Origin of the sequence: Gloeobacter kilaueensis JS1 (assembly GCF_000484535.1) — a bacterium.
Lineage (GTDB): Bacteria > Cyanobacteriota > Cyanobacteriia > Gloeobacterales > Gloeobacteraceae > Gloeobacter > Gloeobacter kilaueensis.
The window spans coordinates 2,302,122-2,323,780 of record NC_022600.1; the positions used below are offsets into that span (position 1 = coordinate 2,302,122).

General features: G+C 59.0%; 22 protein-coding genes and 1 tRNA gene. 8 read left to right on the top strand and 15 right to left on the bottom strand.

Annotated features, from left to right (window positions below; all coding sequences use genetic code 11):
* Positions 1-25: 25 nt before the first annotated feature.
* Positions 26-571 carry a Dps family protein gene (locus GKIL_RS10645; RefSeq protein WP_023173583.1) on the bottom strand — a complete coding sequence of 182 codons (546 nt, stop codon included), beginning with the start codon at positions 569-571 and terminating at the stop codon, positions 26-28.
* A 123-nt stretch (positions 572-694) separates the two neighbouring features.
* Between GKIL_RS10645 and galE the strand changes: the two genes are divergently transcribed.
* Both galE and GKIL_RS10655 read left to right on the top strand, forming a co-directional pair.
* A complete protein-coding gene (galE, locus tag GKIL_RS10650) occupies positions 695-1,672 on the top strand; it encodes a UDP-glucose 4-epimerase GalE (RefSeq protein WP_023173584.1) in 978 nt (325 codons plus the stop codon).
* Positions 1,673-1,712: 40 nt separating this feature from the next.
* Positions 1,713-1,785 (top strand) — tRNA-Ala (locus tag GKIL_RS10655).
* Between the two features lie 233 nt (positions 1,786-2,018).
* On the opposite strand, the gene GKIL_RS10660 is transcribed toward GKIL_RS10655, so the two are convergent.
* The 7 genes from GKIL_RS10660 to GKIL_RS10690 all read right to left on the bottom strand — a co-directional run bounded on the left by GKIL_RS10660 (position 2,019) and on the right by GKIL_RS10690 (position 12,390).
* Positions 2,019-3,179: a hypothetical protein gene (locus tag GKIL_RS10660; RefSeq protein ID WP_023173585.1), complete on the bottom strand. Its 1,161-nt coding sequence runs from the start codon at positions 3,177-3,179 to the stop codon at positions 2,019-2,021.
* Positions 3,180-3,224: 45 nt separating this feature from the next.
* On the bottom strand, positions 3,225-3,896 hold the full coding sequence (locus GKIL_RS10665) for a hypothetical protein (RefSeq protein WP_023173586.1): 672 nt from the start codon (positions 3,894-3,896) through the stop codon (positions 3,225-3,227).
* Between the two features lie 76 nt (positions 3,897-3,972).
* Positions 3,973-4,548, bottom strand: a complete 576-nt coding sequence (locus GKIL_RS10670; RefSeq protein WP_023173587.1) for a M23 family metallopeptidase — start codon at positions 4,546-4,548, stop codon at positions 3,973-3,975.
* A 99-nt stretch (positions 4,549-4,647) separates the two neighbouring features.
* A complete protein-coding gene (locus GKIL_RS10675; RefSeq protein ID WP_023173588.1) occupies positions 4,648-4,851 on the bottom strand; it encodes a hypothetical protein in 204 nt (67 codons plus the stop codon).
* Positions 4,852-5,127: 276 nt separating this feature from the next.
* Positions 5,128-6,786, bottom strand: a complete 1,659-nt coding sequence (locus tag GKIL_RS10680; protein WP_023173589.1) for a cyclic peptide export ABC transporter — start codon at positions 6,784-6,786, stop codon at positions 5,128-5,130.
* Complete coding sequence (locus GKIL_RS10685) at positions 6,783-10,856, bottom strand: non-ribosomal peptide synthetase (protein WP_023173590.1); 4,074 nt, start codon at positions 10,854-10,856, stop codon at positions 6,783-6,785. The genes GKIL_RS10680 and GKIL_RS10685 overlap by 4 nt, the downstream gene beginning before the upstream one ends.
* Positions 10,857-11,031: 175 nt before the next feature.
* Positions 11,032-12,390, bottom strand: coding sequence for an anthranilate synthase component I (locus tag GKIL_RS10690; RefSeq protein ID WP_023173591.1), 1,359 nt, complete (start codon positions 12,388-12,390; stop codon positions 11,032-11,034).
* A gap of 123 nt (positions 12,391-12,513) precedes the next feature.
* On the opposite strand from GKIL_RS10690, the gene GKIL_RS10695 reads away from it, so the two are divergent.
* The gene (locus GKIL_RS10695; protein ID WP_023173592.1) at positions 12,514-13,404 is read left to right on the top strand and encodes a hypothetical protein; all 891 of its coding nucleotides are present in this window, start codon (positions 12,514-12,516) and stop codon (positions 13,402-13,404) included.
* 6 nt (positions 13,405-13,410) lie between these two features.
* On the opposite strand, the gene tyrS is transcribed toward GKIL_RS10695, so the two are convergent.
* Both tyrS and GKIL_RS10705 read right to left on the bottom strand, forming a co-directional pair.
* Positions 13,411-14,595: a tyrosine--tRNA ligase gene (gene tyrS / locus GKIL_RS10700; protein ID WP_023173593.1), complete on the bottom strand. Its 1,185-nt coding sequence runs from the start codon at positions 14,593-14,595 to the stop codon at positions 13,411-13,413.
* Positions 14,596-14,623: 28 nt separating this feature from the next.
* The gene (locus tag GKIL_RS10705) at positions 14,624-15,160 is read right to left on the bottom strand and encodes a Ycf51 family protein (protein WP_023173594.1); all 537 of its coding nucleotides are present in this window, start codon (positions 15,158-15,160) and stop codon (positions 14,624-14,626) included.
* A 109-nt stretch (positions 15,161-15,269) separates the two neighbouring features.
* Here GKIL_RS10705 and GKIL_RS10710 point away from each other — a divergent pair, with 109 nt between their 5' ends.
* Both GKIL_RS10710 and GKIL_RS10715 read left to right on the top strand, forming a co-directional pair.
* On the top strand, positions 15,270-15,533 hold the full coding sequence (locus GKIL_RS10710; RefSeq protein WP_023173595.1) for a BolA family protein: 264 nt from the start codon (positions 15,270-15,272) through the stop codon (positions 15,531-15,533).
* A 12-nt stretch (positions 15,534-15,545) separates the two neighbouring features.
* Entirely contained in the window at positions 15,546-15,950 is a 405-nt protein-coding gene (locus GKIL_RS10715) for a hypothetical protein (RefSeq protein WP_023173596.1), read from the top strand.
* A gap of 188 nt (positions 15,951-16,138) precedes the next feature.
* Here GKIL_RS10715 and GKIL_RS10720 read toward each other — a convergent pair whose 3' ends face one another.
* Complete coding sequence (locus tag GKIL_RS10720; RefSeq protein ID WP_144080372.1) at positions 16,139-16,375, bottom strand: hypothetical protein; 237 nt, start codon at positions 16,373-16,375, stop codon at positions 16,139-16,141.
* 502 nt (positions 16,376-16,877) lie between these two features.
* Here GKIL_RS10720 and GKIL_RS23585 point away from each other — a divergent pair.
* Positions 16,878-17,195: a hypothetical protein gene (locus tag GKIL_RS23585; protein ID WP_023173598.1), complete on the top strand. Its 318-nt coding sequence runs from the start codon at positions 16,878-16,880 to the stop codon at positions 17,193-17,195.
* Here GKIL_RS23585 and GKIL_RS23590 read toward each other — a convergent pair.
* The 4 genes from GKIL_RS23590 to GKIL_RS10735 all read right to left on the bottom strand — a co-directional run bounded on the left by GKIL_RS23590 (position 17,192) and on the right by GKIL_RS10735 (position 20,592).
* Positions 17,192-18,904 carry an ATP-dependent nuclease gene (locus GKIL_RS23590; protein ID WP_023173599.1) on the bottom strand — a complete coding sequence of 571 codons (1,713 nt, stop codon included), beginning with the start codon at positions 18,902-18,904 and terminating at the stop codon, positions 17,192-17,194. The two genes, GKIL_RS23585 and GKIL_RS23590, sit on opposite strands and share 4 nt — an antisense overlap.
* A gap of 347 nt (positions 18,905-19,251) precedes the next feature.
* Positions 19,252-19,989, bottom strand: coding sequence for a Uma2 family endonuclease (locus GKIL_RS10725; protein WP_041243891.1), 738 nt, complete (start codon positions 19,987-19,989; stop codon positions 19,252-19,254).
* A 46-nt stretch (positions 19,990-20,035) separates the two neighbouring features.
* Positions 20,036-20,254 (bottom strand): hypothetical protein, encoded by a 219-nt coding sequence (locus tag GKIL_RS10730; protein ID WP_023173601.1) that lies wholly within the window; start codon positions 20,252-20,254, stop codon positions 20,036-20,038.
* Positions 20,251-20,592, bottom strand: coding sequence for a hypothetical protein (locus GKIL_RS10735; protein WP_023173602.1), 342 nt, complete (start codon positions 20,590-20,592; stop codon positions 20,251-20,253). Before GKIL_RS10735 ends, GKIL_RS10730 begins: the two co-directional genes overlap by 4 nt.
* A gap of 202 nt (positions 20,593-20,794) precedes the next feature.
* On the opposite strand from GKIL_RS10735, the gene rplM reads away from it, so the two are divergent.
* The gene (gene rplM, locus GKIL_RS10740; RefSeq protein WP_023173603.1) at positions 20,795-21,253 is read left to right on the top strand and encodes a 50S ribosomal protein L13; all 459 of its coding nucleotides are present in this window, start codon (positions 20,795-20,797) and stop codon (positions 21,251-21,253) included.
* Positions 21,250-21,651, top strand: a complete 402-nt coding sequence (gene rpsI, locus GKIL_RS10745) for a 30S ribosomal protein S9 (RefSeq protein WP_023173604.1) — start codon at positions 21,250-21,252, stop codon at positions 21,649-21,651. The genes rplM and rpsI overlap by 4 nt, the downstream gene beginning before the upstream one ends.
* The last annotated feature ends 8 nt before the right edge of the window (positions 21,652-21,659 follow it).

The window sequence follows — 21,659 nt, forward strand, 5'->3', positions numbered from 1 at the left end:
CTTTACGATAGAGGACCAGCTGTCCTTAGCGCAGCTCTACCGGTGTGCGCACGTCAGCGCCGGAGCGGTTCTCAGCGGCGGGCTGGATCGATTCGCCCTCGATAAACGAGCGCAGCATCCAGGCCATCTCCTCGTGCTCCTCCATCAGGCCGGTCAGAAAGTCCGCCGTGCCCGTATCGTGGAACTGCTCCTCGCTGGCATCGACGTGCTCGCGCAGGTTGCGGATGATCTGCTCGTGGTCCGCCAGCAGATTGGCGACCATGCCGTAGGCGTTCGGTACCTCTCCAGCGTGCTCCTTGATCGAGCCGTACTCGAGGAAGCCCTTGGCCGTGCCGACCGGGTAGCCGCCCAGGGCCCGGACGCGCTCGGCGATCTTGTCGCCGTTGAGGCTGAGTGCCTCGTACTGCTCCTCCCACAGCTTGTGCAGCGTGCGGAACTGGGGACCGACGACGTCCCAGTGGTACTTCTTGGTTTTGATCAGCACCAGGTTCACGTCGGCCAGATCGCGGTTGAGCAACTCGACAACGCCTTCGCGCTGTTCGGGGCTGAGGCCGATATTCGGTTTGATCATGGGTCCTGCTCTCCGTGGATAGCTTTCTGCACTGCTTCCAGTCAAACTTCATCGACTTTACACAGACATCTCTCCGGCGGTCGATACTCTAGAGTAAAGCAACACACGCGACGAGGCTTCCCGATGATCCTGGTGACGGGCGGTGCCGGTTATATCGGTTCCCATGTCGTTCTTGCCCTGCAGCGGGCTGGTTTTGAGGCTCTGGTCCTCGACAACCTCGTCTACGGCCATGCGGAGTTCGTTCCCGCCGACAAGCTGATCCACGGTGAACTGGAGGACCGCGAGAAGCTCAAGCAGCTTTTTGCGGACCATCCAATCGAGGCGGTCATCCATATGGCCGCCTACGCCTACGTCGGTGAATCGGTGACAAAACCGGCTATCTACTACCGCAACAATATTTACGGCACCCTCTGCCTGCTGGAGGCGATGGTCGAGGCGGGGGTGGGCAAGATCGTCTTTTCCTCCACCTGTGCCACCTACGGCGAGCCCGATCAGATCCCAATTCCCGAAAGCCACCCCCAGCGCCCGATCAACCCCTACGGTTTTACCAAGCTGGTGGTCGAGCAGATGCTGCGCGACTTCGACCGGGCTTACGGTTTGCGCTCCGTTGTCTTTCGCTACTTCAACGCCGCTGGAGCCGAGCCGGACGGGCAGATTGGCGAGGACCACAATCCAGAAACGCACCTGATTCCGCTCGTGCTCGATGTGGCGATTGGCCGCCGCCCCCACATCACTGTCTTCGGCGACGACTATGCCACCGTCGATGGTACCTGCGTGCGCGACTATATCCACGTGAGCGATCTGGCCGATGCCCATGTGCTGGGGCTCAAGTACCTGCGCACGGGCGGCGAGACGACTTTTTTCAACCTCGGCAACGGCAATGGCTTCTCGGTGCAACAGGTGATCGATGCCGCCCGGCAGATCACCGGCAAACCGATCGCCCAGGTGCTTGGGGCGCGCCGCCCCGGCGATCCGGCTCAACTCGTAGGCGGCGCTGATCGAGCCCGCCAGGTACTGGGCTGGTCTCCCCGCTTTGCTGACATCGAGACGATCATCGCCACCGCCTGGCGCTGGCACCAGTCGCGCTTCGGCAAAGACTGATTGCCGCTCGCTGCCTGCCAGTGATAGGCTGGTTTCCCGCGGGGAGTTAGCTCAGTTGGTAGAGCGCAGCAATCGCACTGCTGAGGCCAGGGGTTCGAATCCCCTACTCTCCACTTTTTAAAATCCGCCTGTAGCTTAAAGTTGGCTCAGGGCCGATTTCCTGCACCTGCCCCAGCCCCTGTCAGATAAGTTGTATAGGTCGCAAAAGTCGCTGTGTCAGGCTAAATTTGTGCCCAATTCCGTACCCAAAAAAGCAACCATGGTCACAGATTCGGCGGTTGCACAAGAAGCGCTGAGCCAGAAGCTGCAGGCGGCTCTTGACGCAGCAAATCTCAGGCTTCGCACTTCAGTTCGCCGGTGGGCCGAGGCCAGAATCGACGCGGTAGATCTGATAGATACCGGCGAGGAGGCTGATCACCTCGAAGTAAATGTAAGCGCCCTGGGTCGTGATGAATGCTTTTGGGTTTTTGCGCACTTCCTGCTGCGAATTGCACACCTTGCGGTAAAAGGGGGCAGCGGGATCGACTCCGGCAATCCAGACTTCGGTCGGTACGGTAAGGCTTTTCTGGTTGCTGGAGGTGGAGGTGACCATGTAGAGGTACGATTTGCCGTTGTAGGTAAAAGGCTCGACCGACCAGAGGTAGGTGCCCACCGAGGGCGGCTTCAGGACGTTCACCCGCTGCCACTTTGTACCCACTTTTTGATAGATGCCGATCTGGGTCTTGCCGTTAATCAGGGTCAGGGCGAGCAGAGCGTTGTTGTACTCCGGAGCCTCCCACATCTGAGCGGAGAGAGTGCCGCCGGACTCGGAGGTGATCTGGGCGGTCAGATTGGTATCGAGGGTGTACTTGAAGACCTGGGCTTTGCCGTTTGCGGCGGTGGCGTTGTAGGTGACGGCGCGCTCGCCTTTGATCCACTGCACGCCGGGGGGGACGGCTTTGGGAATCTGTTTTTCGGTGGAGCTGCCAACTTCGCGCCACAGGACGATCTGGGAACCGGAACTGCCGGGGGCGAGGTAGCTGATTGTCGCCGGTGAGGAAGTGTCCTCACCCCCGATCGGCCCATAGGCGTTGGTACCGTTGGGCAGGAGGGTCGGTACCCACTGGCTGCCGTTAAACTGGGCGCTGGCCAGGGTGAAGCGGTTTTGTGAATCGTACTTGGTATAGGTGATGAATGAGCCGTTGCTGCCGATGCTCCAGGTCGGCCCGTTGCCGATGGTAGACACGGTGACAGCACCGGTATCGACGAGGAACGCCTGCCCGGTGGGAGGGACAAAATCGCCCGTCGCCGGGTCGATGTTGCCCTGCCAGAGGTTGCCGTCGCCATCGACCCAGGTGATCTGGGCAAGCGCTTGATTAAATTCAGGATCGTTGAGCTTGACAGAAGGATCGGAGACTGGAATCTCCTGGGGATCGGCCTTGAGGACGGGTGCGGTGCCAAGCAGGGTGCCGGCGGCGATTGCCAGCAAAATTGAGCGCAGCAGGGCGCGGTGGGGGAAGAATTGCATGGGGAAACCAAAAGGAGACTTGTCCCTCAGTGTACGGCATCGCCCCTAGCGGGCACGGGGCGGCGACTGCGGATCGCGTAGCCGCTCGTAGATGGTGTAGCTGCCGTCGGCATCGCGCAGGTAGACCTGCTCGGGTCTTTTGCGGCGACTGTCAAGAAAGATCAAGTTGCGCTTGAAGATGTAGCCTGAGCTGCGAAAACTGGAGGTCTCGGTGCGGGTGCGGTCGGTGCGGAGGTAGCTGAGGTCGTTGTAGCTCACCCAGTCGGGGCTGCTGTTAAATTCGCGGTGGGTGGCCAGGGCTTTGTCGTCTTTGAGCACCTCGCGCAGCGAGGCCGCCCACTCCTCGGCCAGGGCGCGGGCGGTACTGTTGTGGCGGGCCATATCGGCGGCGGTGACAGTGGCGAGTAACTGACCGCCCAGCAATACCTGCCAGGAGGAGCCGTTGCCCGTCACCTTGACCGCTTTTACCTCGGGGCTGTCCGTGCTCAGGGTCTTGTTGAGCCGGGCCTGCACGAGGGCGGTCCGCTCCGCCAGCGCCTCCGGATCGCTGCCGCTCAGGGTAAAGATGCCCCGCGTATCGAGGACGATCTGGCCTGGATATTTGACCAGTTCGGGCACATCGAGCTGGGCATGGGCGCTCAGGCTCGTGAGCAGGACAATCGCTGGGGCAAGCAGCGAGAGGAGGGCACGGCGCTTTAGCAGCAGAGGATTGGGCATTGTTTCTCATCGGATGGCTGAACCCAATTATTAAACGGCGCAGGGAGGTTTGAAGCAACTGCGCAGAACCGGTGCGCTAGCGGCGGCGCAGGAAGGGACGGGGGTTGATCGCCCGGCCCCGCCGGAAGATGGTGTAGTGCAGGTGGGGCGCGGTGCTGCGACCGGTACTGCCCATCCGACCGATGAGTTGCCTGCGGCGCACCCGCATTCCGGGCCGGACCTTGATTCGCGAGAGATGGCCATAGAGGGTGCTCCAGCCCCGACCGTGGCGGATGAGAATGCGCTTGCCGTAGCCGCCCCGGCTCCAACCGGCCAGACCCACGATGCCGGGAGCGGTGGCGAAGATCGGCGTGCCGCGCCGTCCAGCAAAGTCGATGCCGTTATGAAAGGCGCGCCGGTGGGTAAAAGGGTCGATCCGCCAGCCAAAGCGGGAGGTGATCCGCACCCGGCCCCGCACTGGCAAGCCGCGCGGTCGGGCCACCCGGCGGGACGTCGAAGAGAGAGCTAGCCGGTAGCGGCCTGCTCGGGCCTGGGCTACGGGCTGAAAGTGAACGAAGACCAGCAAAGTCGCCAGTAACAGAACTGCCCAGCGCCGTTGGGCCAGAACAGCAACCGCACACCGACTCGCTGCGGAACGGGGAAACACCGGCATCGAAAAAATCTTGAGCGAAGCTACCCAGAAGATTCCCACGTTTGACCGGTTGGACAGAATTCCTCTTTTTGAGGAATTTAGGGCTGCACCAGGCTGTATTCAGGCGATCAGGCGCTCCAGAACGCTGGCGGGGCGGTAGGAAAGCCGTATCCGCACAGGCAGGCGGGAAGATCGGCCACGCAGGTAGAGAACGTTGTTGCCGACCGGTCTGCCGCTGAGACGCAGAAACTTGTAGATGCTCGCCGGTGTGGCGGGCCGGGTCTTCAGGCAACCTGTCAGAATGGGCAGTCGAATAGCGTTCATTTGCAACCGCGCAAATTCTCATTTCAGAATATCTATCGATAATTTGAACCGCAAAAATCGAGCAATTGTCTTCAGACTTTGTACCGGTGCGTTCGATGCCTACTGGAGATGTCCCCCACCTCACCTCTCCCCCCTGCCCCCCTCCCCTCTCCTGCCCCCGCCGGGGCAAGGAGAGAGAAGGGGGGTTCACTGTAACTGGGCTGCAGGCGGGATAGGTGAGGACAATCAGGGAGTGTGCGTGGCTGTTGGTTCGCGCAGGTAAAGCATAAATGGGTATTAGAGAGTTCGCTCGCCCGTAACCCCCGAAAGGGTTGCTTCGGGAGCAAGTAGCCGTCCGTTTTCGAGCTTGAGGATGCGGTCGGCTACCGGAAAATAGCGATCGTCGTGGGTGATGACCAGGACGGTCTTGCCCCGCTCCTTCAGTTCTGGCAATAGTTTGAGGTAGAAGATGTCTTTGAAGTGGGGGTCTTGATTGGCCGCCCACTCGTCGAAGATGTAGAAGGGCCGGTCCTCCAGGTAGGCAGTAAGCAGGGTCAAACGCTTGCGCTGGCCCTGGGAAAGGGCGACGGTCGAAAATTCTCCTGAGCGGACGGAGACTTTGTGCTTCAGCTGCAGCCGCTCCAGATAATCGCCTGCCCGCCGATCCAATTCTGGGTGATCGAGGCCGATCAAGTTCTCGAATAGATAGCCGTCCGAGAAGACGGCTGTAAATAGTTGCCGGTACTGCTCGCGGTTGTGGTCGTCGATGGGGATGCCGTCGAGGCGGATTTCGCCCGTCTCCGGCGGATAGAGCCCCAGCAGCAGCTTCGCCAGGGTCGTCTTGCCGCTGCCGTTGCCCCCGACTAGAAAGACCACCTCGCCCGGTACAAAGCTGAGGTGAATCGGGCCAAGGCTGAAGTAATCGTCCTCCTGCTCGCGGTAGTAGGTGTGGGTGGCAGCAACAAGTTCCAGTCGCTGCCAGGCCGTCGAACTGGTCGGTTCTTCGGCTGGTTGGGATTCGCCGCCGGTTGCACTGGCGAGGGTGAGGCCGAGGGCTTCGACCTTGGCGAGGGCTACCTGGGCGCGCTGCAATATTGGCAGCGCTTCAAACAGCGCCCCGATCGCCCCGGCCATGTAGAAGGCGGTGAGGGTGCAGCCGGTGAGCACCGGCGAACTCACCCCGGCCAGCAGTGGCAGCAAAAATAGCAGCGCTCCGACCAGTAGAAAGTGCAGCGCCTGCGCCCAACTGATGGCGACAGCAAAGTACCGTCCACCCGCGACATTGTGCTCGTAGAGATTCTGCACACTCGGTCGCAGGTTGTCGCTGACAAACGCTTCGCGCCGCCGCCAGTGCAGTTTGAGTTCTTTGTTGCCCTCGGTGAGCGCCTGAAAGTGACGGATGAGCCGGTCCCACTCCTCGCGCGCCTGGATGAAGTAGCGGGTGGCTGGGGCTTCGAGGAGCTTGTAACTGCTCAGCGAGAGGACAATCGCTGCGATAGCGATTGCCAGACCGAGGGGAGCGAGCCAGGTGATGTAGCCCAGGCAGCCGATCAAGATCGCGGCGTTGATACAGAAGGGCGGCAACTGAAAGAGGCTGGCGGCAATTGTCGGGATGTCGTCGGTGAAGGTGGCAAACAGGCGCGAGATCCCGGCGCGCTCCAGTTGTAAGAGCGGTGCGGCGAGAATCTGGCGGCTCAACTGGAGCCGCAGATCCATCAATGCCTGCTGGGAGACCTGTAATAGCAGAATGCGCGAGAGTAGGTTGCAGACGAGCATCGCCAGCACGAGTGCCCCGAAGAGCAGGGCAAGCTGGCCCAGGGGGATGTCGCGCCGGGTGAGACTGGTGTTGATCACCGCCAGGATCGAGGCGCTGATCGCTCCGCCGGCAAGACCGGCCACCGCCGCCAGGGCGACGTTGCGCCACGAGTAGCCGAGCAGCAACTTCAGCAGATTCATCCCTTCCCTCCAGAGGTGTGGGCAGCCAGACACTCGCTCAGCCGGGCCGCCAGGACCGTAACCTGCGGTTCAAAGAGGCAGCTGTCGTGATCGCCCGGTACCCGGTAGCTGGTAAGGCCGGCGCGGGTGAGGGGTTGCCAGCCCGGTGCAAAATTTCGTTCCTCCCCCGCCTCGAAGAGCGCGACGGGTGCAGCGATGGCAGTGGCGGGCCGGTAGCGGGCAAGGGCGAGCAGGTTGATCCGATAGACATCCAGCAGGCGGCGGGCGAGGATCAGATCCACATCCGGCGGCAGCGCGTGGACGGCCTGGGCCTTTTCGACAAAGAGCCGCAGGCGTTCCTCCGGCTGTTCGCAGTTGCGCAATTCGGATTCTGTAAGCGGTACGCGCAGGCCGCGAGCGAGATCGGCGAGGATGGCGCTCTCGTCGCTTCCGTCCTGCCTTTCTTCACTTCCTGGAGCGGCCAGATCGAGGACCACCAGAACCGCGACGCGCTCGCCTTCCGCTTCGAGCCGGAGGGCCATCTCGAAGGCGACGGCTGCCCCCATGCTGTAGCCGCCCAGCGCGTAAGGTCCGTGGGGCTGGACGGCGCGCAGAGCCTGCAGATAATCGGCGGCCATCGACTCGACGCTCGCGTGCAGTTCCACCTCCTGATCCACCGCCGGTACCTGCAGCCCGTAGAAGGGCCGCTCCGCGCCTGACTGCCGGGCCAGATCCACCAGGCAGAGCACGCCCCCACCGGCGGGATGGACGCAGAAGAAGGGCAGCTCCTTGCCCAGGGGTTGCAGAGTTACCAGCGGCGAGGAGGGAGCGGGGGCAGATCCCTGGAGTTGCTGGGCCAGACTTTCGATCGTGGCGGAGCGGAAGAAGGCGGCAAGGGGCAGCTTCAAATCGAGCTGTTTCTGGATGCGCGCCAGCAGGTGAACGGCCAGAAGCGAATTGCCGCCCAGATCGAAGAAATTGTCTGTAACCCCTATGGGCTTGAGAGCGAGCAATTCCTCCCAGATCTGGACCAGTTGCAGTTCCAGAGGTGTGCGCGGTGGTACCTGGGCAGACGGTCGAGCTACGAGGAACGGGTCCGGCAACGCTGCCCGGTCCAGCTTGCCGTTGGCGGTGAGGGGTAGTTGCGGGAGCGCCACAAAAAGCGAGGGGATCATGTACTCCGGCAGGCGTTCTTTCAGGTAAGCGCGCAACTGGACAGCAGGGAGCGGACGATCCTCTTCACCGACTACATAGGCGACCAGCGAACGATCTCCCGTTGTCTCGTTCTGCCAGACGGTCGCTGTTGCCTCGCGCAGGTCGGGATAGCTCACGAGGGCAGCTTCTACCTCCGCCAGCTCGATGCGGAAACCGCGCAGCTTCACCTGGTTGTCCAGCCGACCCACAAATTCCAGCACCCCCTCCGCTCTCCAGCGCGCCAGATCCCCGCTCCGGTACAGCTTCCCACCGGACTCACTGAACGGGTCAGAGACGAACTTTTCTGCCGTCAGCTCAGGCCGATTGAGATACCCCCGTGCCAGACCGTCGCCGCCGATAAACAGCTCTCCCACCACTCCCACCGGCACCAACTCAGCCCGAGCATCCAGCACGTACACCCGCGTGTTCGCTATCGGCTTTCCTATCGGCACACTCCCTTCTAACTGCGTGTTCCTGTCCATCCGATAACAACAGGCAAAGGTCGTGCTCTCGGTGGGACCGTAACCGTTGATGACGACTCGTTCTCCCGGTTGCTCAAGCAATTTCCGCACATGGGGAAGCGAGAGTACATCGCCCCCGGCGAGCAGTTGACGGACTTTTGCAAGGGTAGGGAGTTGTTCTGTGAGCATCAGGTGGAACAGTCCTGCTGTCAGCCACAGGGTTGTGATGTGGTGAGCTTCGATGAGCTGAGCGATTTCTGCTAAGGAGAGCTTTCGGGCAGGAGCAAGGACGAGGGTGGCACCGTGGAGCAAGGGAGCCCAGATTTCAAAGGTGGAGGCGTCGAAGGCGACGGGAGCAAGTTGGAGGAAGGTTTCGTCTTCTTCCACCTCAAAGAAAGGGTTGTTGAGGAGCAGTCGGAGGACGGCTCTGTGGGGAGTGAGCACACCTTTAGGGATGCCGGTGGAACCGCTGGTGTACAGCACGTAGGCCAGGTTCTCACCCCGGACAGTTGTTGACAGGTTTGCTGTCGGGAGATTGGCCAGTTCCAGATGATCGATGTCGATAAAGTGGGTGGCAGGAAGGTTCAGGAGGTTATTCGGAAGCGACTGGCCCAGGACAACGTTCAGCCCCGCATCCTGGATCATGAAGGCCAGTCTTTCGCTTGGATAGGCCGGATCGAGGGGAAGGTAGGCACCGCCTGCTTTCAAGACCGCCAGCAGGCTGACAATCAGTTCCGGACTGCGTTCCAGACAGATGCCAACTGGTACTTCCGCTCCAACTCCGAGGGATTGGAGGTGGTGGGCAAGCTGGTTGGCTCGGTGGTTCAACTCCCGGTAACTGAGTTTTTCTTTGCCCCAGACGAGAGCAGTTGCTTCCGGTGTGCGTTCTACCTGCTGCTCGAAAAGTTGATGGATGCAGAGGTGGCGCGGGTAGTCGCGATCTGTAGCGTTCCACTGACTGAAGAGTTGTATTTCCTGAGCAGTCAGTAACGGCAGGGAAGTGATGGCCTGGTCGGGGTTGGCGACGAGGGATTCTAACAGTGTGAGCAGATGACCTGCCATCCGCTCGATCGTCTCGGGCTCGAAGAGGTCCGTGTTGTACTGGAAGGTGGCCCCCAGTTCCTGGCTGGTTTCGAGCATCGTGAGCAGCAGGTCGAACTTGGAAATTGGGTTCGGAAATTCCAGCGGTGTGAAGCGCGGGCCGTCGTCGTTCGCTGCCGCGTGCATCGGCATGTTCTGCAGGACGAACATCACCTGAAACAGAGGCGCGTGGCTGAGGGTGCGCTCGGGCTTGAGGTAGTCCACCACCTTCTCGAAGGGCAGATCCTGGTGGGCGTAGGCTCCGAGGGTGGTCTGCCGCACTCTTCCCAGTAGCTCGCGGAAGCTCGGTTCACCGCCCAGGTCCGTTCGTAGAACCAGCGTGTTGACGAAAAAGCCGATCAAAGGCTCGATTTCTGAGCGGTTGCGGTTGGCGATGAGTGAACCGACCAGCAGATCGGATTGATGGGTGTAGCGAAACAGCAGCACCTTGAAGGCAGCGAGGAGCACCATGAAGAGCGTCGCTCCTTCCTGGGCAGCCAGGCGATTCAGGCCCGGCAGCAGGGAACTGGGAATGGGGAAGCTGTGGGTTCTGCCCCGGTAGCTCTGGACGGGGGGACGGGAGTGATCGGAGGGGAGGGTGAGGACCGTCGGTGCGCCGGTGAGTTTTTGCTGCCAGTAGGTGAGTTGTTCCTTGTAGGCTTCGCTCGTGAGCCATTGCTGTTGCCAGGCTGCAAAATCGCTGTACTGAATCGGCAAATCGGGCAGCGTAGCCCCTTCTCCCCGGCGGTGCGCTTCGTAGAGAATCGCCAGTTCGCGGATGAGCACGCCCAGCGACCAGCCGTCGCTGATGATGTGGTGCATGGTGAGAATCAAGATGTGCTCTTCGTCGGCCAGACGGAGCAACTGCACCCGCAGCAGTGGTCCCTGGGCGAGGTCGAAGGGCCGGGTCGCTTCTTCGTCGGTGAGACGCCGCGATTCTCTCTGCCGCTCCCCCGCTTTCAGGTGGCTCAGATCCTGAATGGGCAGGGTGAAGGGCCGGTGGGGAGCAACCACCTGCACAGGTTCGCCCTCGCAGTTCACGAACGTCGTGCGCAGGCTGTCGTGGCGGCGGATCACCGCATCGAGGCTGCGCTCGAAGGCAGGAATGTCAAGTTTGCCCTGAATGTGAATGCCGCCGGGGATCGTGTAGACGGAGGTGCCGGGTTCGAGTTGATCGAGGAACCAGAGCCGCTGCTGGGCAAAGGAGAGCGGAGCCGGGCCAGCCTCCTCCGGGCGGCGCGGAATGGCGGTGTTACCGCCCGGCTGGGCGGCAATGCCTTCCTCCGCGAGCATCAGATCGAGCAGGGCGCGCTTGGCGGCGGACAGTCCCAATCGGCGTTTTGGAGTCCCACTCATCGGTCGATTCCTTTTTGAGCACTGATTCCTGACTGACTGACAAACACCATCAAAAGCTGCTTTCCATAAGACTGTCCATCGTCGCCTTCAAGAAAGGCCGTCTCGGAGCGTCTTCGCAATCGATAGAGGTGCAAGCCCGTAGTTATGCTAGATAGTGTTTCGTCCAGTCAACCACTTAAGCAGTGCCCAGGGCTGTCCACTGGGCTTTTGCCTTGTCGAGGGATTCATCGAATTCTTTTTCGGCTTCGGAGTCGGCGACGATCCCTGCTCCCACCTGGCCCCAGACCTGATGGCCAGACTTTAGGAGGGTGCGGATGAGAATGTTGAGATCCAGGTCGCCTGTGCGGTCGAGGTAGCCGCAGGAGCCATAAAAAAGCGAGCGGCGCACCGGTTCGAGCTGCTCGATAATTTCCATGCAGCGCACCTTCGGGCAGCCGGTGATCGTACCGCCCGGAAAGACGGCGCGCACCAGATCGAGGGCGTCGTAGCCCGGCTGCAGTTCGCCGACGATATTCGAGACGATGTGCATGACGTGGGAGTAGCGCTCGATGCTCAATAGCTCATCGACCTCGACACTACCGGGCTGACAGACGCGCCCGAGGTCGTTGCGCTCGAGATCGACCAGCATGATGTGCTCAGCCCGCTCCTTGGGGCTTAAGAGCAACTCCGCTTCGAGGGCGCTGTCGCCCTCGAGGGTCTGGCCACGCGGTCGGGTACCGGCGATGGGGCGGGTACTGACGGCCCTGCCGCGCAGGGAGACCAGCCGCTCCGGCGAGCAGCTGATCATCTCACCGAAGGGCGTGCGCCAGTAGCTGGCAAAAGGCGAAGGATTAAGCTGGGCCAGCCGCCGGTAGAGCTGCCAACCCCCGCCCGTCCACTCCAGGGCAAAGCGCAGCGAAAGATTGCCCTGGAAGATGTCCCCAGCGGCGATGTGCTCTTTGATCCGGTGGACGGCCTGCAAAAAATCGTCGCGCACGGGCAGGAGCAGGGGGCTGCTCGCCGCTGGGGGAGCAGGGGCCGCGCCGAGTGCCGGTGTCTCCAGCCGCTTGCGCCAGTACGGCCAGCTGCGCTTGCGCTCCGGCTGCTGGGAGGTAGGGCAGAGGGCGAGCCAGAGCTGATCTTCGGCGTGATCGGCGACAGCAAAGACCGTCGGCTCAAACCACCAGGCCACCGGAAAGGGCAGCGCGTCGGCGCGCCGATAAGCGAGCCTCTCGATCTCCCAGGCCAGGTCGTAGCCAAACCAGCCTACCAATCCGCCGCGAAAGGGCAGCGACCGGTACTCTTCGGGCAGTGGGGCAAGGGTGCGGGCCGTGGCCAGCCAGTCTTTTAACGTCGGTAGAACCCTGCCCAGGGGCGGCACGAGAATCTGGGCCGGACAGGCCGCCAGAATCGAGTAGCGGCCCGTGCGCGGGGTGAGCTGGGGGCTTTCGAGGAGCACGGCGATTGCCTCGTCGCCAAAGAGGCAATCGAACAGATCCGCGCCCGTGCGCCCGGCCAGGGGCAACGACAGCCAGCACCAATCAGAGCACAACATCTGCTATGGCAGCCCTGCAATCTCCTGGCCTTATTCTCACCCGAGGGCGAGGATGTGCCAAACTCAGGCGCATATGTCAAAGTGAGAGCAGTCTGCGATTCCGCTACCTGTCCGCCTGTGTCTATGAACGTTATTCCGCCTTCTTCACCGGTTGATTTCGATAAACTGCCCATTCCTGAAGACGAGCCCCAAACACCTTTTCCTGCGCCCAGCGAACCGCTGCAGTACCGCGCTATCGGCATCGTGCGTGGCCGCTACGAGCCTTCGGAGGAGCGCCTGACCCAGGGCAAGCTGATTACCGGCGACGGCGTCGAGATCGACGCTGTGCTCTTGGGCCGTGTCCTCAGCCTGGTGCGCAAGCACCTCGATCTGAGCGTCGAGCACCCCTGGGTCGTCTACCCGCGCACCCGCGACGGCGGTGGCCTGCACACCCAGATCGTCGGAGTCTGGTCGCTCAATCCCAACGGTCTTAAGCCCGAAAAGTCCGACGACGACGAGGAGGGCGAGGACGACGAGGACGAGGACGAGGACGAGGGCGGCAAATCAACGCTGCTTTTCTCGACCGCCAACCTCGAAGGGGTGGACGGTTTCTTTTCGATCCGGGGCGAGGTCACCTTCCAATCGGAGCAGGAAAACTTTATCCTGCTCAAGATCCGCCAGCAGAGCAAGAAAAAAAAGCCAGGCCGGGCTTTCAAGCTGCGCCTCGAAGGGTTGCTGCCGGAAGACGCCCGTGGCAAGTTCTGGGATCTGGCGGTGCGGCGGACGGACGAAGCACTGCACATCCTCGACGGTACTCTGGTCGCTGTCCTGCCCAAGCCACCGGCCAAGCGCCGGGGTGGCCCCGGTGGCAGACCCGGCGGCGGGGGCGGACGGGGTGGTTTTCAGCGCAGTAGCCGTCCTGGTGAGGGCGGTGGGATCAGACCGCGCTCAGCCGATCGAGCAGGCGAGGGGGGCGGGCTCATCAAGCCGGAGCGGCCCTATCGCTCCTTCGATCGCCGCTCGCGGCCCGAATAGCGCTGTTCAATCCACCACGAGGCGGCGGAACTGCTTCTTGCCGACCTGGAGTACAGCGTTCTGAATTGCTGCCGCTTCAGCAATCTCGTATTGGGGATCGCTCACTTTTTGTTGATCCAGGCGCACCGCCCCATTCTTGATCTGGCGCATTCCTTCGGAGACGCTCGGGGTCAGTCCGGCAAGCTGGAGGATCTTTGCCAGACGCACCGGAAAGACAAGGCTGCCCAGTTGCACCTCAGGGACGTTTTCTCCTGCGCCGCTACCAAATAGCAGGCTTGCTGCATCCTTCTGGGCCTGAACGGCCTGGGCGGGGGAATGCAGCAGGCTGGTGATCGCAAGGGCAAGGGCTTTTTGCCGCTCGCGGGCCGTAGCGGGAAGCTGTTGCACCGGCATGTCCGTGAGTAGCTCGAAGTAGGTGTCCACCAGGGCGTCGGGCGTCTTTTCGAGTTTCGAGTACATCGTGAGCGGATCTTCGGTGAACCCAACGTAGTTGTCGAGGGACTTGGACATTTTTTTAACGCCATCCAGGCCCACCAGTAGCGGTACGGTGAGAGCCAGTTGGGGGGCTTTGCCGTAGAGCGCCTGCAGATGACGGCCCATCAGCAGATTAAAGCGCTGGTCGGTGCCGCCCAGTTCGATATCGGCGTCGAGGGCCACCGAGTCGTAGCCCTGCAGCAGCGGATAGAGAAATTCGTGCAGGTAGATGGCCGTGTCCTGCTCGTAGCGCTGGCGAAAGTCCTCCTTGGCGAGCATCTGGGCGACGCTGGTCGAGGCGAGAATGCGAATGATCTGCGATAAATCCAGCCCCCCCAGCCACTCGCTGTTGTCGCGGACCTCCAGCCTGTCAAAATCGAGGACGAGCCGCGCCTGGTCGAGGTAGGTCCGGGCATTTGCTTTGACTTCATCTGCACTGAGTCGCGGGCGCGTCTCCGATTTGCCCGTCGGATCGCCGATCTGGGCAGTAAAGCCGCCGATGAGCAAGATGGCCGTGTGCCCCAGATCTTGAAACTGCCTGAGCTTGCGCAGCACGACAGCGTGGCCGAGGTGCAGGTCTGGCCGGGTGGGGTCGATCCCCAGTTTGACGCGCAGCGGTTTACCGGTGTTTAACCGCTCGGCGAGGGCCTGGGCTCCGCCGGGAAAAATCTCCGCCACCCCCTGCTCGCTCAGGCGCTGAAATTGCTCTTGGTCCATGTCAAAAAAATGTTCCGCTACCGCTTTCTTATTTAACGGGCTGCTTGCCCTGGGCGGCAATCGCCCCTGCCCGCGCCAGCGCCTCGCGATCGATGCGGATGCGCGGCTCGGTATTGCTGCTGCCGAACTGGCGCTCCAGCGTGCCTACCGGGATGATCTGGCTTACGCCGGGGCGGGGATGGACGATCGTGCGCGCCTGCAGCACAAAGGTCCGATCCGAGATTACCCGGCCACTGGAACCGGTATCGATCGCCGCCTGGCGGAGGGTTTTTTCGAGCGCCTCGAGGCTAATCGTCGCGGCGACGGCAATCACCGCCCGGCTGCCGCCGCGATCGAAGACGACAGAAAATTTCTCTGCCCCGGGGATGCGCTGGCGGACGATCGAAGGGAGGATGGCGAGCGTCCAGACGCCGGAGGTGAGGACGACTAAAAAGGCGGTGACACCGAAGGCGCGAAAGCGCCAGGGCTGCTTGGTGAGCCAGCTCACCAGGGTCGCCACCGCACAGAGGATGGTGACGATACCGAGGATGTTGCCGGCGGTCGTAAATAATCCCGAAAAATTCATCTTCGATCGCGGTGGGACTCTTTCATGTTCGTCCAAAAATACGGTGCCGGTGGGCTCGATGCCCGATCGGGGTCCACAATGAAAGGGAGATTTTATCGACACCGCCTGTATGCTGCCCGAAGATGTGCGCGAGCTGATTCTCGAAGCGTTCCCCGATGCCGTCGTCGAGGTGCAGGATCTGACCGGCACCGGCGATCACTTTGCAGCGACAATCGTCTCAGAAAGATTCAGCGGCCTGCCGATGATCAAGCAGCACCGGCTGGTCAACCAGGCTCTGCTGGACTACCTCGAAGATGGCCGCATCCACGCGCTCGCCCTCAAGACCTTTTCGCCCGAGCAGTGGCAACGCGCCTCGGTGCAACTGGAATCTTAAGGGGAGCGGGAGGTGCGCAGCGTCTGCCTGCTTATCGTGCTCCTCGCGCTGATCGCCGGGCCAGTGATAGCCCGACCGGCAAAGCGGGTCCAGTTGCAACTGTCAGCCCACCGGCCTGGAGCGGGAGCAGCCTATCTCGCCGCCACCCTCCAGCCGCGCCACTACCGCTTCGCCGCCCGCAAGCCCCGGCTGGAGCGCATCGCCCGGCGGATTGGCAAGACGGCAATTCCCACTTTCTTTGCAGGGCCGCCCCCCGGCTTCAGCCTCGATCGCACCCTTCGCAATACCGGGTACGACACACTCGCGATCTTGCTCTGGCCCCTTGGCCTGGGTCGCGCTCAGATCGAATATCTCGCCGATCGGGGCTTCGAGGCGGCAAGTGGCCAGAACGTCCGCCTCTTCGAGGCGAAGTGGTAATAATCCACCCAGCGCAGCTCGTGGCGATAGACGATGATCTGCCGGATTAGTTAAACAGATCAAGTTCTTGAAGACAATTGTGTCTAAAATTGGGACACCTTTTAGCAGAGATATCTCTTGCTTCCTGAGAATGGGGATAAGCCATTGAGCGGGTGAGCCAGATCCTGTAGCTCTGCCAAAAAGAGCTGTTAGGGTTGATTGTCCAGCCGGATGTCTCTAACAACCCCCTGCATCCGATCGATGAGAGCTACTCCCAAGTAGATGAACGATGGCCCGGCTGTGCGCTTCTGCATCGTCAGCAGACCCGCAAACTCGATGTCCGGCCACTGCCGCCAGAAAGTTGAGTGGCTGCAATCGGCATACTGAGCAATGGTGGCTGCTGAGGCGTAGCAGTGGCCGTACTGGTCCATTAGGCCAATCACCATCTGCACGATGCAGCTAATTGTGTAGAGGCGGGTGCTACTGATAGCGTGATTGACCAGCCCTTTCCAGTGCATGTCTACGGCCAGTTCTTTGCACAGCTCAGCAGCAGCTGTCTTCGTCTGGGTGTGGGCCTTGGTTGAGATCCGATGGTTCTAAGCGAGGAGTGCAACGGGCGCTCTGCTGAAGACGGGCTTGAAATGCGTTGTGTCCAGCACTCTCAAGGCGCACTGTGGCGGCATACACTATACGTGGACTCCAAGCGGTTTTGGCGCTTGAGAAGCATCTGAGTCCAAGCAGAGGCACAAGCCTTTAAGGGCACCTTCCAGGTCTATGCCTGGATGGGTTTATTAATCATGAATAGTGCAGCGTACACACTAGATATAGCGTGATACTTTTCTGTGTAATCGACGCTTGGTTCATCATAGATTCATCATATCTTCATAAGAATCTATATCTATATCTAGTATTTTGTGGATAAAGATCGTATTTGTTCGAGGTATAGACATGGCTGACACATATGAGATTATTGCTAACGCAATCCGCAACAAACAGCAGATTATTGCAACGTATGATGGGCATGAAAGAGAGCTTTGTCCGCATTCACTTGGCACAAAAAATGGTACTTTACAATGTTTGTTTTATCAGTTTGGTGGATACAGTAGTAAAGGTAAAATTGAACCGGGCTCCTCAAATAATTGGCGATGTTTGTCACTTAGCAAATTGTCGAATGTAAAAACTAGAGATGGAAACTGGTATACAGCATACAACCATAGTAGACCAAATTCATGTATTGATAATGTGGAGATTGAAGTAACTAGTTAAGTCGTGCTTGCAAGACCACTTACAAAGTCTCTTGCGGCCCTTAGTTCCTCATCTGTTGCAAGGTCGCGTGCGAGCACTGGGTTTACCCACCTTGGTCCATGCCCGCTTACTGTTCTAACAAAGCCTTCAAGTTCTCCAACATCCACGACATAGAGCCCCCCTGCACGTAGATTTGATAGAAGTCGTTCACATGCTACGGACGGATCACCCGATGGAACAAATACTTTACCAGCAAGTTTGGCATTACTCCAGGGTGACGACTGTTTAAGAATTGATTGAATAGCAGCCTTAGTTTGCTGTGGAAACGTTTCTGCTACAACAGCGGATAGCAAAGCTTCTATTGCCTCTTTTACTTCTTTAGTGTTTAGATCAGGCTTCCTCTGCTCCACAGATTTTTTCACTAGTTTCCAATCATTTACTATTGTTGTCCAATCAATTCCAAGAGATTCCACAATTGATTTTAAAGGTTCTAGCTCCGATAACACGTCGAAGTCTGCAACCACTTTTACCGGTACATCAACAGCACGCAGTGCACGAATTACGGGGGGAAAACGAGCTTTTCCTCCGCAATGTGTAAACATCAAGTCTGGGCGCTTTGTTTCAGGTGTACTACTCATCGTAACTGCGTCTAGTACTGCTGAATAGAAACGACAATCAGCGTCAGCCTCACACACTACAACACTTTCATGAAATAGACCATCAAGAATATTGGAGTAACGGAGTAAGGGATCACCCCAAAGCTCTTTAATTTTCTCGCTATTTAGTAATCGTACAGTATTTACAAATCCATTTCTTGTAATTCGTATTATACGCACATCTGCGCTTTCTGCGTTGAGAACGCCCCGTAGAATATCCGTACTATGTGTTGCAATAAACAGCTGGCGTTCTTTGTTTCGATCTTGAACCAAGGTAGTGCCTAATAGCCGTGCCTGTGGTGGGTGCAAAAAGGCTTCAGGCTCGTCAATAAGCATAATACTCTCACGTCCTACTGATGTTGCTAGTAAAACACCTGCGAAGCTACGCATACCGTCACCTTGTGTATGTAATGTTGGAAGCTCCTCTATTCTTTCAACGTAGGTCACGCTAAGTCGATCTTCATTAGCATTTGGTATAGGGCGTTCGCCAACATGTAATGGAACTATGTTTCCTGCGTTACGATGAACAACAAGATCAACACCAAAAGCTTTTCGGAACTCCGAACTCAATCTAACTTCGAGTTTGTCATCTCTTAGTAGGAAATGAATTGGGTGGCTGGGGTTGTCCCGTGCGAGCGCGATGTTCTGCGGTGGAGTACAGATTTGGAGCCGTTCGTCTGCAGACAGTAAATGGCAGAACCAACGTGAAAGCCCACCTAAAACATGGTCTCCCCGCTGCCAATCGCTATCGATTTGGCTTCGATGAAGTCCATGTCCAAGCGCTTGATAGATTGGGTTTTCAGGAGCTGAGTTTTTTGCTCTAACAGTCCATCCTGAAAGCCATTTATCGACTTCATTCACATCGCCAATTCTTTGAATTTGAAGGCTCTTTAGAACTGGGCTCATGTGGCCACTGTTTTGAAGCTTATCTCTAATGGCACGAAGAGTTGCGCTCTTTCCAGCATTATTCGGTCCAACGATGAGAACAACATCATTAGGTGAAACTGGAACCTCACTGCCATCGCTAAACGTGAGATTATTGATTACTACTCGAAGTGTAGTTAGTCCATTCATGCTTTATCAGTTAGTAATGAGTTAACTGCATAGTTACGTGCTCAAATGTAATTTCTAAATGCATACTGCTCTAGCATTTATCCACACCAACACCATTTCGACTACACAGGTATTTCAATACTATCAGTTTTTATTGTTTTGGAACAGTAACAATGCAGCAAGCTGATGCAATCAGCTCCTCTTCTTTCAACCGCAAAAGTGGTCCTGTTTATTTACTTTTCCTCAAATTTAATAAGAGGAAACATGCTGAGAGTACGGACATGGCACAGCTAGCCTTTCAGTCGCTATAGTCTTTGCCTGTCGCAGCTCTTTATTGTCAACCGTGGTTCTCCGCTTATAGTAGGTTCTCACAGGCTCTCAGGCTCTATTCCCAGTGCCCTTAGTTGCTCCGCCAGGGCTGCAGCTCGCCGCTCCGCCTGTTCAGCTCTCTGGCGTTCTTGCTCCAATTCCGTTGGTATCCACCGACCTGCTACGTCATACCACCGCAACCACTCTCGCTCCACTCCTGCAAAGCTGCCCTGCCACAAACCCAGCCCGATCTGTAATGGTTCTATCCACAGCCTCGGCTCCGCCATTTCTTGATATTCTGCTCCCTCCAACTGAAATAGCCGATAGGTGTTGCCCTCTCGGTTGAACAGCACATAGTACGGCACCCGCAGGATGCTCTCGTACACCTCCCACTTCGAGGGCGGCTGCCGACCCCGCAAAGTCTGACCCTGGTCTTCCTCCAGGGTTCCTGGTGAGAGTAGCTCGATCACTACCACCGGTGCGCGGCCCTCCCGCCAGAGCACGTAGCTGAGGCGACCCGCATCAACCAGGCGGGGTACGCCCACGACGGCAAACCAGTCGGGCCGCTTGTAGTAGCTGGTGTTGAGCGAGTCGTAGTACAGATTGAGGTCGGCGGCGGTGAAGACCTGATCAGCCGGGTAGGTAGCAGGCTGGAAAGTCTGGCTGAGCAGTTGCGGCTGCCAATCGTGAAACTCGTCTGGCAAACCGGGTTCCTCGGGATTCTCACTCGGCAGCTCATACATCGAGGGCAGCGGTGGCGGTGGTGATGAGGTGCGTACCGGTTTATAAGTCGTCATCGGGCCTCTACTTGTACAGGATCCTCTGTCCACGGGGCGCTCTCGCTCAGGGCGTGTTGCCGTTGGCTAGCCGGGCGTTCTCCGCAGCCCACTTTGCGTGCAACTGCCCAATAGGGCTTTGCTCATAATCGCGGTCTAACATCTCCTGGATTGCCTGCAGTTCCTTGCTCCAGGCACGCATCTCCGCAGAAACTGCCCGTAGCTGTGCGATCAGCCGCTGATGGGTCGCCTCATCCGGCACATAAGGGGCAGATGGCTCGTTCATGACAATCTCCAGAACTGTTGCACTTCGCGAATACTCTGCAGGAAGGCCGCGATGCGGTTGCTACCTGATGTGGCGCTCTGTCTGAGTAAGTTCATCTTAGCGGTGGCTGTCTGGATATCATCGCGGGCAATACCTGCCATCAGACCGCTCAAGCGCCGGTAGAGATCCTGGGCATCGTCGCTGACGTTGCTGAGAGCCTGAAGATCATTAAGGGTTAGGTCGCTCTGCCCGTGCTGCTCGAAAAGAGTGCGCTCAATGCTCCCCGCAAAGTCAATGACATCGAGTAGTTGAGAGGCAAGGGCGAAGATTTCGTTTTTCAGTTCATCCGACAGTCGCATCAGCTTCTGGTAGTGGAGATAGAGGTGCGTGGCGGCTCGGTTGCATGTTGCGCTTGAGGGGCATCTTCAGCCAGACAGATGCGCCGCGCCAGAACGTCCGCCTCTTCGAGGCGAAGTGGTGACGAGGGCTCTTTGAAGCCGGGGTCGCTATTGTGTATAATCCTAATTTGTGTGCGCAACGGCAGCACAGGAGCAGTGGACCGTGACAGCTAAGACTTTTCTGCCCGCAGTGGACGCCATCGAGCGTCAGTGGTTGGTGGTAGACGCCGCCGGCCAGCATCTGGGGCGTCTGGCGAGTGTCGTCGCCAATCTTTTACGGGGCAAACATCGCCCCAACTTTACCCCGCACCTCGACACGGGCGACTTTGTGATCGTGATCAACGCCGAAAAAGTCCAGGTGACGGGCCGCAAGAGTTCTCAAAAGCTATATCGCCGCAACTCAGGCCGCCCCGGCGGCATGAAAGTCGAAACCTTCAGCCACCTGCAGGCGCGCCTGCCCGAGCGGATCGTCGAAAAGGCGGTCTGGGGGATGTTGCCCCACACCCGCCTGGGCCGCCAGCAGTACACCAAGCTCAAGGTCTACAAGGGGGCGCTCCATCCCCACGCTGCCCAAAAACCCGCACCCTTCGATCTGAGCACGGTGCTCGGAGGTCAACCATGATTCAAAATGCTGCCGTCTACTGGGGAACGGGCCGCCGCAAGTCGGCGATTGCCCGCGTGCGCCTCGTACCGGGTACGGGAGAGCTGATTATCAATGGCCGCCCCGGCGACGAGTATCTTCACTTCCGCCAGCCGCTGGTCAGCCACGCCAGGGCTCCCCTCGAGACACTCGGCCTCGAAAATCAGTACAATATAGTAGTAAACGCGTCCGGTGGTGGCGTTGCCGGCCAGGCCGGGGCTATCCGTCTGGGTATTGCCCGTGCTCTGTGCGAATTGTCCCCCGACAACCGTCATCCTCTCAAGGTTGAGGGCTACCTCAGCCGTGACCCGCGAGCGAAGGAGCGTCGCAAGTACGGTCTAAAGAAGGCGCGCAAAGCTCCTCAATTCTCCAAGCGCTAAGCGGAGGC

What these genes read in the sequence shown, in the direction of transcription:
- tyrS (WP_023173593.1), bottom strand. Translation starts at nt 14,595, where the DNA reads ATGGACCAAGAGCAATTTCAGCGCCTGAGCGAGCAGGGGGTGGCGGAG.
- GKIL_RS23590 (WP_023173599.1), bottom strand. Translation starts at nt 18,904, where the DNA reads ATGAATGGACTAACTACACTTCGAGTAGTAATCAATAATCTCACGTTT.
- GKIL_RS10685 (WP_023173590.1), bottom strand. Translation starts at nt 10,856, where the DNA reads ATGAGTGGGACTCCAAAACGCCGATTGGGACTGTCCGCCGCCAAGCGC.
- GKIL_RS10670 (WP_023173587.1), bottom strand. Translation starts at nt 4,548, where the DNA reads ATGCCGGTGTTTCCCCGTTCCGCAGCGAGTCGGTGTGCGGTTGCTGTT.
- GKIL_RS10660 (WP_023173585.1), bottom strand. Translation starts at nt 3,179, where the DNA reads ATGCAATTCTTCCCCCACCGCGCCCTGCTGCGCTCAATTTTGCTGGCA.
- GKIL_RS10665 (WP_023173586.1), bottom strand. Translation starts at nt 3,896, where the DNA reads ATGCCCAATCCTCTGCTGCTAAAGCGCCGTGCCCTCCTCTCGCTGCTT.
- GKIL_RS10705 (WP_023173594.1), bottom strand. Translation starts at nt 15,160, where the DNA reads ATGAATTTTTCGGGATTATTTACGACCGCCGGCAACATCCTCGGTATC.
- GKIL_RS10725 (WP_041243891.1), bottom strand. Translation starts at nt 19,989, where the DNA reads ATGACGACTTATAAACCGGTACGCACCTCATCACCACCGCCACCGCTG.
- GKIL_RS10735 (WP_023173602.1), bottom strand. Translation starts at nt 20,592, where the DNA reads ATGCGACTGTCGGATGAACTGAAAAACGAAATCTTCGCCCTTGCCTCT.
- galE (WP_023173584.1), top strand. Translation starts at nt 695, where the DNA reads ATGATCCTGGTGACGGGCGGTGCCGGTTATATCGGTTCCCATGTCGTT.
- GKIL_RS10695 (WP_023173592.1), top strand. Translation starts at nt 12,514, where the DNA reads ATGAACGTTATTCCGCCTTCTTCACCGGTTGATTTCGATAAACTGCCC.
- GKIL_RS10645 (WP_023173583.1), bottom strand. Translation starts at nt 571, where the DNA reads ATGATCAAACCGAATATCGGCCTCAGCCCCGAACAGCGCGAAGGCGTT.
- GKIL_RS10710 (WP_023173595.1), top strand. Translation starts at nt 15,270, where the DNA reads ATGCTGCCCGAAGATGTGCGCGAGCTGATTCTCGAAGCGTTCCCCGAT.
- rpsI (WP_023173604.1), top strand. Translation starts at nt 21,250, where the DNA reads ATGATTCAAAATGCTGCCGTCTACTGGGGAACGGGCCGCCGCAAGTCG.
- GKIL_RS23585 (WP_023173598.1), top strand. Translation starts at nt 16,878, where the DNA reads ATGGCTGACACATATGAGATTATTGCTAACGCAATCCGCAACAAACAG.
- GKIL_RS10690 (WP_023173591.1), bottom strand. Translation starts at nt 12,390, where the DNA reads ATGTTGTGCTCTGATTGGTGCTGGCTGTCGTTGCCCCTGGCCGGGCGC.
- GKIL_RS10675 (WP_023173588.1), bottom strand. Translation starts at nt 4,851, where the DNA reads ATGAACGCTATTCGACTGCCCATTCTGACAGGTTGCCTGAAGACCCGG.
- GKIL_RS10730 (WP_023173601.1), bottom strand. Translation starts at nt 20,254, where the DNA reads ATGAACGAGCCATCTGCCCCTTATGTGCCGGATGAGGCGACCCATCAG.
- GKIL_RS10680 (WP_023173589.1), bottom strand. Translation starts at nt 6,786, where the DNA reads ATGAATCTGCTGAAGTTGCTGCTCGGCTACTCGTGGCGCAACGTCGCC.
- GKIL_RS10720 (WP_144080372.1), bottom strand. Translation starts at nt 16,375, where the DNA reads ATGGTGATTGGCCTAATGGACCAGTACGGCCACTGCTACGCCTCAGCA.